Below are 10,289 nucleotides of genomic sequence, written 5' to 3'. Positions count from 1 at the left end.
GGCTGACATTATCCACGGCTTTCACTACGCCGAATTGTTTAGTGATATTTCGCATTTCTAACAGGCAGGGCATTATTCACTCCCCCCAGATGGCATGGTCATTAATTAAGGTCCGATTGCTTATGGAAACCATCGGCAATAATCGTACTGTCGATATTCGTTTTATCCACCTGTACCGGGGTTAATAGCCAGGCCGAAACCTCTTTACTGCCATTATTTAATTTGGCGTTAGACTTGGGTTGTTCCCCTTTACCCAGTTGCACGGCGATATCCGCCGCTTCGTCGGCCAGTTTGCTGATCGGTTTATAGACCGTCATGGTCTGGGTGCCTGCCACGATGCGTTTTACCACCGCCAGATCGGCGTCCTGGCCGGAGATCGCCACCTTGCCCGCCAGCCCTTGCGCAGCCAGTGCCTGAATGGCTCCACCGGCGGTGGCATCGTTGGAGGCCACGACCGCATCGATATGGTTATTGTTGGCCGTCAGAGCGTTTTCCATAATCTTCAGCGCGTTTTCCGGCAACCAGCCGTCGGCCCACTGATCGCCCACTACTTTGATCTTGCCGCTGTCGATCAACGGTTGCAGCACGGTCATCTGCCCCTTGCGGAACAGCTTGGCGTTATTATCCACCGGCGAGCCCCCCATCAGGAAGTAGTTGCCCTGCGGCACGCGCTGTACCAGGCTTTGCGCCTGCATCTCGCCCACTTTCTCATTATCAAACGAGATGTAGAAATCGATATCGGCATTGTTGATCATGCGGTCATAGGCCAGGACCTTGATGCCTTCACGCTTCGCCTCGCTGATCACGTTGCTCAGCACCTGCCCGTTATAAGGAATGATCACCAGGACATCGACGCCGCGATTGATCATATTCTCGATCTGCGCCATTTGGGTTTCTTCATTGCCGTTGGCCGACTGAACAAACACATCGGCCCCCAGGGAGTTGGCTTTCTTGACGAAGATATCGCGGTCTTTTTGCCAGCGCTCTAGACGCAGGTCGTCGATGGCCATCCCGATTTTAATCTGTTTGCTGTAGCCCGGTTGGCTGGCCAGTAGCAGTAGTGCACAAGCAGAAAGCAAGAGTGGTTTGAATTTCATTTTATAACCCTTGAGTTGTGTAGGGAAATAGTTATCCGTACGCTTTCAAAACGGCAAAAACTGAAAGGTGACGAGATAAAACACGAAACTTCCAGTGGATTGTTGTCGCTTACGCGGTATTCAGCAATTACAGATTTTCACCAGTGAATTACGGTTTTTGGTTTAATGTTGATTTTATGATGGCGGTCATGTTTTAAACCTGTGAAATAACCCGCGACCAGTAAAACCGGCCCTTCGTTGAATTATGAGATCCCGCGCACATTTAATAATTCTGTGAATTTAAGTGTGAAATAACGTAATTGAGCATTCCGCCACTTACTCCGAAGATGAGCGCATCCCGCATCCTTTTCGCCGGGCACCGTTACCAAGGAGTCACTCATGCAATCCTATTTTGATCAGCTAGAACAGGTTCGTTACGAAGGCACCAGCAGCAATAACCCGTTGGCTTTCCGCCACTACAACCCCGATGAAATCATCCTCGGCAAGCGTATGGCCGACCATCTGCGCTTCGCCGCCTGCTACTGGCACACCTTCTGCTGGAACGGAGCTGACATGTTCGGCATCGGGGCCTTCGATCGTCCTTGGCAACAGCCGGGCGAAGCGCTGGAGCTGGCTAAACGCAAGGCCGATGTGGCATTCGAGTTTTTCCATAAGCTGAACGTGCCTTACTACTGCTTCCACGATATCGACGTATCGCCGGAAGGGGCCACGCTCAAAGAGTACCTGAACAACTTCGCAATCATGACCGACGTGCTGGCAGAGAAGCAGCAAAGCAGCGGCGTGAAGCTGCTGTGGGGCACCGCCAACTGCTTCACTCATCCGCGTTACGGTGCCGGGGCAGCGACCAACCCGGACCCGGAAGTCTTCAGTTGGGCAGCGACTCAGGTCTTCACGGCCATGAACGCCACCCACAAGCTAGGCGGCGAAAACTATGTGCTGTGGGGTGGCCGCGAAGGCTATGAAACCCTGCTCAATACCGATCTGCGTCAGGAGCGTGAACAGATTGGCCGCTTTATGCAGATGGTGGTTGAGCACAAACATAAGATCGGCTTCCAGGGTACGCTGCTGATCGAGCCCAAACCCCAGGAGCCGACCAAGCATCAGTACGATTACGACGTCGCCACCGTGTACGGTTTCCTTAAACAGTTCGGCCTGGAAAAAGAGATCAAGGTGAACATTGAGGCCAACCACGCTACGCTGGCCGGGCATTCGTTCCACCACGAGATCGCCACCGCCATCGCGTTGGGGATTTTCGGTTCGGTCGATGCCAACCGGGGCGATCCACAGCTAGGTTGGGATACCGATCAGTTCCCGAACAGCGTGGAAGAAAACGCCCTGGTGATGTTCGAAATTCTCAAGACTGGCGGTTTCACTACCGGCGGGCTGAACTTTGACGCTAAAGTACGCCGCCAAAGTACCGACAAATATGACCTGTTCTACGGCCATATCGGCGCTATGGACACCATGGCGCTGGCGCTGAAAGTGGCCGCCCGCATGGTTGCAGATGGTCAGCTACATCAGCAGGTTGCCAAACGCTATGCCGGTTGGAACGGCGAGCTGGGCCAACAGATCCTGCAAGGGAAACTGTCGCTCGAAGTGCTGGCCCAGCACGCCGAGCAACAGGTGCTGGCACCACAACATGCCAGCGGGCATCAGGAAAAGCTGGAGAATCTGGTCAACCGCTACCTGTTCGGCTAACTCTCTACGGCGCGGTGGGTCCGCTCACCGCGCTTCAAAGGATCCGTGCTCATGTACATTGGAATCGATCTCGGTACTTCCGGCGTGAAAGTCATACTGCTAGGCGAGCAAGGCCAACTGCTGGCCAGCCAGAGTGAACCACTGCCCATCTCACGCCCCCATCCCCTATGGTCTGAACAAGACCCGCAAGATTGGTGGCAAGCCACCGACCGCGCCATGTTGGCATTGGCCAAACGGCATAGTCTGCAACAGGTCAAAGCCATTGGCCTGACCGGCCAGATGCATGGCGCCACGTTACTGGATAAGCAGCAACGGGTATTGCGCCCGGCAATCCTGTGGAACGATGGCCGCAGCTTTGCACAATGCCAGGCACTAGAACAAACCGTAGCCAACTCACGGGAAATCACCGGCAACCTGATGATGCCCGGCTTCACCGCCCCCAAGCTATTGTGGGTCAAGGAGCATGAAGCACAGATTTTCCAGCAGATCGACAAGGTGCTATTACCGAAGGACTACCTGCGTTGGTGTATCACCGGCGAATTTGCCAGCGATATGTCCGACTCCGCAGGGACAATGTGGTTGAACGTCGCCAAACGTGATTGGAGCGATGCCATGCTTGATGCCTGCGGGCTGACGCGTGAGCAGATGCCTGTGCTGTTTGAGGGTAATCAGATCACCGGGCAAGTGCATAGCGAACTGGCCCAACGCTGGGGGATGGCACCGGTGCCGGTGGTGGCTGGCGGGGGTGACAATGCCGCCGGGGCGATCGGCGTCGGGCTGTATGAGGCCGGGCAGGCGATGTTGTCATTGGGTACCTCTGGCGTCTACTTCGCCGTCAGCGACGGTTTCCTCAGCAACCCGGCCAGCGCGGTGCACAGTTTCTGCCATGCGCTGCCGCAGACTTGGCACCTGATGTCGGTGATGCTCAGCGCGGCGTCCTGCCTGGACTGGGCCTGCCAGTTAACCAATGTCGACAGCGTTGCCACCCTGCTGCATAACGTTGAGCAGGCTATACCTGCTGAAACGCCGCTGTGGTTCTTGCCCTATCTTTCCGGCGAGCGTACACCACACAACAACCCGAATGCCAAAGGGGCCTTCTGGGGCTTCACTCATCAACATGGGCCGAACGATCTCGCACGGGCGGTATTGGAAGGCGTGGGTTTTGCACTGGCAGATGGTATGGACGTGCTGCACGCCAGCGGCCTGCAACCCACGGCGATCACCTTGATTGGCGGTGGTGCACGCAGCCCGTTCTGGCGCCAGATGCTGGCAGATATCAGCGGTCAGCGGCTGGAATACCGCACCGGCGGCGACGTTGGCCCGGCATTGGGCGCTGCGCGGTTGGCGCAGATTGCGCTGAACCCTGGCGTACCTTTGAGCACTCTACTGCCTGAATTGCCGTTAGAGCAGGTGCATGAGCCGGATGCCGAACGGCATCACTATTACACCGCCCAACGCAACACCTTCCGCGAGCTTTACCGCTGCCTGCTGCCGCTGATGTAATTCACCAACGCCTCTGCCAGGTACATACATATCTAACACCTATGCATGTACTTGGCTATTCCCGTTAGCATCAGGCTTTAAGTGGCTCAGTATTAAGGCTAAATCGAGCTGGCCGCGATCTCAAACAGCATCACCATTTCCCCGGTGTACAAACCCTGGGTGTCGGCATTGCCGTTGCTCGTAGGCGCATTAGCGTTCACCTTCAACTGATAAACGCTTTGATAGCCATTGCCCACCTTCACTTTCTGATTGAAGGTTTGCGCCGCGCCACTAGCACCGAGTTCTTTGCCATTGCTGCCTTCACCGGCAAACTTAACCTTAACCCCATCCATTTTATAAGCTGAATCGGTGCGGGCGATCTCAAGTGGATGAACCAGCGAAACGTTGAACTGCGGCGTAGTGCTCCAAACCTGTACCGGTATACTGCTGGCGAACGATTGCTGTGTGCCATCGGTGGCCGCTAAATCCACCGTCTGATACCAATCCCCACCCTGCGGGCGAGAAACAAAAATACTGTCTCCGATAGTGGCGGTGATAGCGATGGTTTTGGTGACCGAAGCGTTGTGTTCTTGTGCCTGACTCATCCCTGAAAAAAACAGCAGTCCACTTGCGATAATTACTGCCAACTGGCGTTTTTTCATGTTTGATTGCTCATTCAGATAAGTTAATCGTTACCGATATGGCCGCCAACGGTTCGGTTTCTTATTCCTTTGCTATTGCCCTCCAAAATCGACGATGAATGAAACCTGCACATCATTTGCAGACCAGCGGTTGGGGTCATTACCCTCCTCGTTCCAACCAAAGGACGGTCAATCAATTATAGTAATCAATACCGCGTTCACCGGGATTATTTTCGGTAACCGCCCGCAAACTTCATCCCGTCCGTTATCGCCATAATGATGGCCGTTATTGGCCTTCTTTCTGTCCTGTCGCAAGCGCAATATGGTCTTACACCAAATTCAGGAGGGCCGAAAATGTCACGTAGCGCACTATTGATCATCGATGTTCAACAATCCTTTCAACACCGCCCGTTCTGGCAGGAAGACGATTTGCCTGCGTTTCAACAGGCGCTGACACGCCTGATCGCGGGTTGCCAGCAGCAAGGGGTGCCGCTGGTCGACGTGTTCCATGTCTCGCCTGAGGGGCCGTTCTCTTTGGCGTCTGGCTACGTGAAACGCCTACCGTTCCTGAGCCATCAGGCCGACGTTACGGTGCAAAAGCGAGTGCACAATGCGTTGACCGAATCTGGCCTGGATGCTTGGCTACGTGAACGCCAGATAGACCATCTGATCATCAGCGGTATTCGCACCGAGCAATGCTGTGAAACCACTACCCGCGTCGCCTCGGATCTGGGCTATAAAGTGACGTTTGTGACCGAAGCCACGCTCACTTTTCCGATGCATCACCCAGACGGTAGTCTCTTTACCCCCGAGCAGTTAAAGCGGCATACTGAAACCGTGCTGGTCGATCGCTTTGCCACCATTGCCAACGTCGATCAGGCATTGGCACAACTCGCTGGTTAAGCCGAACTTGTTGGAGAGAGATAGCGTTTTATCATACGTTTAGTGACCGGTATCCCCCTCACCCCAACCCTCTCCCACAGGGAGAGGGAGCTGGTACGGTGTTGTATTCAGGTACGGGAGTTAATCTGTAGCCCGTTAAATTTCTCAAAGCTGAAGTCAGGAACGGGAGTAAAATTGTGGCACGTTCTGTCCCCTCTCCCTGTGGGAGAGGGTTAGGGTGAGGGGCGATCACTGAACCAAAACCGTACCTCACACCAGACACATGACTACGCATTTCCTTGCCTAACAGGAGGGTGTTATGCCCAAGGCCGTTTACTTTCTGATGCTCCCCAACGTGCTGTTACTGGATGTCAGCGGCCCGGCAGAAGTATTGCGGCTTGCCGGGCAGTTCCAGCTGCACTATGTCAGCCCGGTGCCGCAAATTACCTGTTCCATCGGCATGACCATCGGCCAGCTAGCCCCCTTGCCGCAACAGTGGAACGAAGGGGATATTCTGGTGATACCGGGAGTGGCGGACTCATCGCATTACTTTGCTAGCGAGGAAGCGGCTCTGGCACGCAATTGGCTCCGGGCGTTGCGTCCGGCTTTGGCCCAGCGGCAGATTGACCTGGTATGCGTCTGTTCCGGTGCACTGCTGGCCGCCCAGGCAGGATTGCTCGATGGCTATCATTGCACCACTCACCACGCCGTGATCGACCGTCTGCGCCAGCAGGCACCGGCCGCGCTGGTGAAGGAAAACCGTATTTTCGTTGAGGATCGTGGGGTGTTTACCAGCGCGGGCATCACCGCCGGTATCGATCTGGCCCTGCACCTGGTCAATCAACACTGTGGGGCTGACCGCGCATTGGAGGTTGCCCGTGAGATGGTGGTTTATTTCCGCCGCTCTGGCGACGATCCGCAGCTCTCACCGTGGTTACGCTATCGCAATCATCTGCATCCAGCCGTGCACCGGGCGCAGGATGTGATGGCCGCCGAGCCGGAGGCCGAGTGGTCGGTCCCCCAGGTGGCGGAGAAAGCCCACGTCAGCAGCCGCCATCTGGCCAGGCTGTTCCGCCTGCATATCGGCCTCAGCGTGCGGGAATATCATGAACAGCTGCGGCTGGCGGTCGCACAGCAACGGCTGCAGCAGGGCTACGGTCTGGAAAAAGCGGCGTTAACCGCTGGCTTCTCCTCTGGCCGCCAACTGCGGCGGGCACAGCAGCGCTGGCAGGCTTAGGACACCAGCCGCCGGGTATCCACTTTCTGTAACCCCATCGACAGCAGCAGGCTCACGCCAAGCGCCATGCCAAACACCCAGAAGATATCCAGCAGCGGGTAGGCCGGAAACTCCCAGTGGTGGTTACGCATCACATTGACGATCAAGGCATGAAAACCGTAGATCGCCAGCGAATGGCGGGAGATCACACCTAACCAACCTATCGGATTCGGCAGGCAGTTTTTGCACCACACCAGCAGCGAGACCGCCGCCACAAACACCAAGGGGCCGGTGTACATATAAAACGTATCGGCGAAGCTGCCGTTGATAAACATCTGGCTTTTGGTGCCACGGATAATCAGTATCACGCTAGCGATAAAGCCCAACACCGCCAGCAGGCTCACGCCGCGCCGTTGGGTGGCCATCATGCCAAGCGCCCGCCCTGCCAGGGCATACAGCAGGTAATAGAAGGTATCGCCATAGATATACAGGTTCACCGGCAGCAGTTGCACATTATCCAGGGTCAGCTTGCTGGTATTGGGGTTGGCGATAATCGCCAGTATGACAATCACCCCGGCCAGATAGCGGCCAGAAACCGGTTTGACACTGATCAGCGGCGAAAGCAGGTAAATCACCGTAATCGCGTAAAAGAACCACAGGTGATAAAACACCGGCTTTTGCAGGATGGCGCGCAACGAGGGCCAAAAGCCGATGCGGGTAAAACAGGCAATATAAATCAGGGCAATGGCGCTGTAGAACAAAATACAGCAGGTAATGCGGATAAAGTGTTTTTGGTTGGCACTGCGCTCACCAAAAAACAGAAAGCCGGAAATCATAAAGAACAGCGGCACCGAAGCCCGTGAAATCGAGTTCAATACGTTAGCCATATCCCAGTTATGTTCGCCCACTGCCACACCGTTGGCGACGTAGTAGGTGGTCGCGTGGATCATCACCACCATCATGCACGCCAGCGCACGCAAATTATCTATCCAACCAATTTTATTGCTCATTGCTGCCCGTCTGTTGCCTATAATTCTGTCATAGAGAAATGTTAATAAGAGGTTATAGCTCAGGGGGGCGCAGCACAACGCTTAAACGCACTATTAAGAATGTGCGTAAACATCGCCTAATGATTTGCCAAGGTGACCAATTGGCGGCAAAATAGCCGCCACAACTCGCTCAGTTTGCGCATTCCCGCCCTGACAGTTCCTTATTTCTTCTTTACTATCAGTAAAATAAAAATGAAAACATCATTACCCCCTGCGGCACTTCTGGGCCGACAGGCGCTTTTATTCCCACTTTGTCTGGTGCTGTTCGAATTCGCGACCTATATCGCCAACGATATGATCCAGCCCGGTATGCTGGCGGTAGTCGCCGATTTCAATGCCGGTGTGGAGTGGGTGCCCACCTCAATGACCGCCTATCTGGCTGGCGGCATTTTCCTGCAGTGGTTGCTTGGCCCGCTGTCGGATCGCCGTGGCCGCCGCCCGGTGATGCTGGCCGGGGTGCTGTTCTTTATCGTCACCTGCCTGGCCATTCTGCTGGTCACCAATATCGAACAGTTTATCGTGATGCGCTTCCTGCAAGGGATCGGCCTGTGCTTTATCGGCGCGGTGGGCTATGCCACCATTCAGGAATCCTTTGAAGAGGCGACATGTATCAAGATCACCGCGCTGATGGCCAACGTGGCGTTGATCGCCCCGCTGCTGGGGCCGTTGGCCGGGGCAGCCTGGGTTCACGTTGCCTCCTGGCAGAGCATGTTTGTGCTGTTTGCCGCGCTGGCCGCAATTGCCTTTGTTGGCCTGTGGAAGGCCATGCCTGAAACCGCCACGCTGCAAGGGGAAGCCTTCTCGGCGGCCAACCTGTGGCGCGACTATCGCCAGGTGCTGGTCAATCGGCGCTTTATCTGTGGTTCATTGGCTATCGGCTTTGCCAGCCTGCCACTGCTGGCGTGGATTGCCCAGTCCCCGGTGATCCTGATTAAGGGTGAGTCGCTCTCGGCGCTGGACTATGGCCTGTTGCAGATCCCGGTGTTTGGCGCGCTGATCCTCGGCAACCTGACGCTGGCCCGCGTCACTGGCAAACTCAGTATTGAACGCCCAATCAAGCTCGGCGCATGGCCTATGCTGCTGGGTTTGTTGATTGCCGCACTGGCTACGGTGTTCTCATCGCACGCCTATCTGTGGATGACCGCCGGGCTGAGCCTTTATGCTTATGGCATTGGCTTGGCGAACGCCGGTCTGTACCGCCTGACGCTGTTTTCCAGCAACGTGAGTAAAGGTGCCGTCTCGGCCGTGATGGGGATGTTGAGCATGTCGGTGTTCACCGTGGGGATCGAGCTGGCCAAGGTGGCCTATGTCTGGGGCGGTAACGGGTTATTCAGCCTGTTCAATCTGCTCAGCGGGCTGTGTTGGCTGACGCTAGCGGTGCTGTTCCTCAGCAAACACCGTGGCGGTGCTACTCTCGCTACCTAGGGGCGCCGCATGCTGCGCCCACTTAACGACTTACTGATTCAGCCTGAATGATCAACGTATTCGTCCAGAGCTAACCCTTTGATTATCTGAACGGGCGCAGCATGCAGCGCCCCTACGTTTCAAGCCGGTTGACGTTGGTCCGCCATCTCAGAACAGCCCCATCGGTTTCTCGGAGTAGCTCACCAGCAGGCATTTGGTCTGCTGATAGTGCTCCAGCATCATTTTATGCGTTTCGCGCCCAATCCCCGACTGTTTGTAACCGCCGAACGCCGCATGTGCCGGGTAGGCATGGTAGCAGTTGGTCCAGACGCGGCCCGCCTGAATGTTACGCCCCATCTGGTAAGCAATGTTACCGTTGCGGCTCCACACCCCGGCTCCCAGGCCAAAATCGGTATCATTAGCCAGCGCCAGCGCTTCATCCATGTCTTTGAAGGTGGTCACCGCCAGCACCGGGCCGAAAATCTCTTCCTGGAATACCCGCATGCTGTTGTTACCGAACAGAATAGTGGGTTCCATGTAGCACCCTTGTGCCAGCCCGCCATCCAGCGCCCTGCGTCGGCCACCGGTCAGCACCTTGGCCCCTTCCTGCTTGATCGGGTGATGGCAGGAGAATGGCAGTTACGTAATATCGATTAATACACCGGGGGCTGCCGCATCAGGCTGCCCCCTTATTCCCTATTCAGGGCTTAGAACAGGCCCATCGGTTTTTCGGAGTAGCTCACCAGCAGGCATTTGGTCTGCTGATAATGCTCCAACATCATCTTATGGGTTTCACGCCCGATACCGGACTGTTTATACC

8 protein-coding genes and 2 pseudogenes are annotated in these 10,289 nt (G+C 55.6%); 5 read left to right on the top strand and 5 right to left on the bottom strand.

Annotation, left to right across the window (positions count from 1 at the left end):
- Positions 1-101: 101 nt before the first annotated feature.
- Complete coding sequence (xylF, locus tag ACLQ7H_RS28315; protein ID WP_411755546.1) at positions 102-1,097, bottom strand: D-xylose ABC transporter substrate-binding protein; 996 nt, start codon at positions 1,095-1,097, stop codon at positions 102-104.
- 378 nt (positions 1,098-1,475) lie between these two features.
- Between xylF and xylA the strand changes: the two genes are divergently transcribed.
- Together xylA and xylB are read left to right on the top strand one after the other, a co-directional pair.
- The gene (gene xylA / locus ACLQ7H_RS28310; protein WP_411755545.1) at positions 1,476-2,795 is read left to right on the top strand and encodes a xylose isomerase; all 1,320 of its coding nucleotides are present in this window, start codon (positions 1,476-1,478) and stop codon (positions 2,793-2,795) included.
- 51 nt (positions 2,796-2,846) lie between these two features.
- Positions 2,847-4,298, top strand: coding sequence for a xylulokinase (gene xylB / locus ACLQ7H_RS28305; RefSeq protein ID WP_411755544.1), 1,452 nt, complete (start codon positions 2,847-2,849; stop codon positions 4,296-4,298).
- 98 nt (positions 4,299-4,396) lie between these two features.
- On the opposite strand, the gene ACLQ7H_RS28300 is transcribed toward xylB, so the two are convergent.
- On the bottom strand, positions 4,397-4,939 hold the full coding sequence (locus ACLQ7H_RS28300; RefSeq protein ID WP_411755543.1) for a CS1 type fimbrial major subunit: 543 nt from the start codon (positions 4,937-4,939) through the stop codon (positions 4,397-4,399).
- 333 nt (positions 4,940-5,272) lie between these two features.
- On the opposite strand from ACLQ7H_RS28300, the gene ACLQ7H_RS28295 reads away from it, so the two are divergent.
- Positions 5,273-5,821 carry a cysteine hydrolase family protein gene (locus ACLQ7H_RS28295; protein WP_411755542.1) on the top strand — a complete coding sequence of 183 codons (549 nt, stop codon included), beginning with the start codon at positions 5,273-5,275 and terminating at the stop codon, positions 5,819-5,821.
- Positions 5,822-6,119: 298 nt separating this feature from the next.
- Complete coding sequence (locus ACLQ7H_RS28290) at positions 6,120-7,037, top strand: GlxA family transcriptional regulator (RefSeq protein WP_411755541.1); 918 nt, start codon at positions 6,120-6,122, stop codon at positions 7,035-7,037.
- On the opposite strand, the gene ACLQ7H_RS28285 is transcribed toward ACLQ7H_RS28290, so the two are convergent.
- Complete coding sequence (locus ACLQ7H_RS28285; protein WP_411755540.1) at positions 7,034-8,026, bottom strand: acyltransferase; 993 nt, start codon at positions 8,024-8,026, stop codon at positions 7,034-7,036. The two genes, ACLQ7H_RS28290 and ACLQ7H_RS28285, sit on opposite strands and share 4 nt — an antisense overlap.
- 231 nt (positions 8,027-8,257) lie before the next feature.
- Between ACLQ7H_RS28285 and ACLQ7H_RS28280 the strand changes: the two genes are divergently transcribed.
- Positions 8,258-9,490 carry an MFS transporter gene (locus tag ACLQ7H_RS28280; protein WP_411755539.1) on the top strand — a complete coding sequence of 411 codons (1,233 nt, stop codon included), beginning with the start codon at positions 8,258-8,260 and terminating at the stop codon, positions 9,488-9,490.
- Between the two features lie 147 nt (positions 9,491-9,637).
- Here ACLQ7H_RS28280 and ACLQ7H_RS28275 read toward each other — a convergent pair.
- Positions 9,638-10,081, bottom strand: a pseudogene (locus tag ACLQ7H_RS28275) (aldehyde dehydrogenase family protein); the annotation flags it as partial.
- A gap of 95 nt (positions 10,082-10,176) precedes the next feature.
- Positions 10,177-10,289: pseudogene (locus tag ACLQ7H_RS28270) on the bottom strand (aldehyde dehydrogenase); the annotation flags it as partial.

The organism is Serratia sp. (in: enterobacteria), assembly GCF_046715635.1.
In the GTDB taxonomy this organism is placed as follows: Bacteria; Pseudomonadota; Gammaproteobacteria; order Enterobacterales; family Enterobacteriaceae; genus Chania.
Note: the sequence above shows the minus strand (reverse complement) of the source record. Positions and strands in the feature narration are given on the sequence as shown.

Coding starts and splice junctions, on each gene's coding strand:
- xylF (WP_411755546.1), bottom strand. CDS start 1,097: ATGAAATTCAAACCACTCTTGCTTTCTGCTTGTGCACTACTGCTACTG.
- ACLQ7H_RS28280 (WP_411755539.1), top strand. CDS start 8,258: ATGAAAACATCATTACCCCCTGCGGCACTTCTGGGCCGACAGGCGCTT.
- ACLQ7H_RS28290 (WP_411755541.1), top strand. CDS start 6,120: ATGCCCAAGGCCGTTTACTTTCTGATGCTCCCCAACGTGCTGTTACTG.
- ACLQ7H_RS28300 (WP_411755543.1), bottom strand. CDS start 4,939: ATGAAAAAACGCCAGTTGGCAGTAATTATCGCAAGTGGACTGCTGTTT.
- xylB (WP_411755544.1), top strand. CDS start 2,847: ATGTACATTGGAATCGATCTCGGTACTTCCGGCGTGAAAGTCATACTG.
- xylA (WP_411755545.1), top strand. CDS start 1,476: ATGCAATCCTATTTTGATCAGCTAGAACAGGTTCGTTACGAAGGCACC.
- ACLQ7H_RS28295 (WP_411755542.1), top strand. CDS start 5,273: ATGTCACGTAGCGCACTATTGATCATCGATGTTCAACAATCCTTTCAA.
- ACLQ7H_RS28285 (WP_411755540.1), bottom strand. CDS start 8,026: ATGAGCAATAAAATTGGTTGGATAGATAATTTGCGTGCGCTGGCGTGC.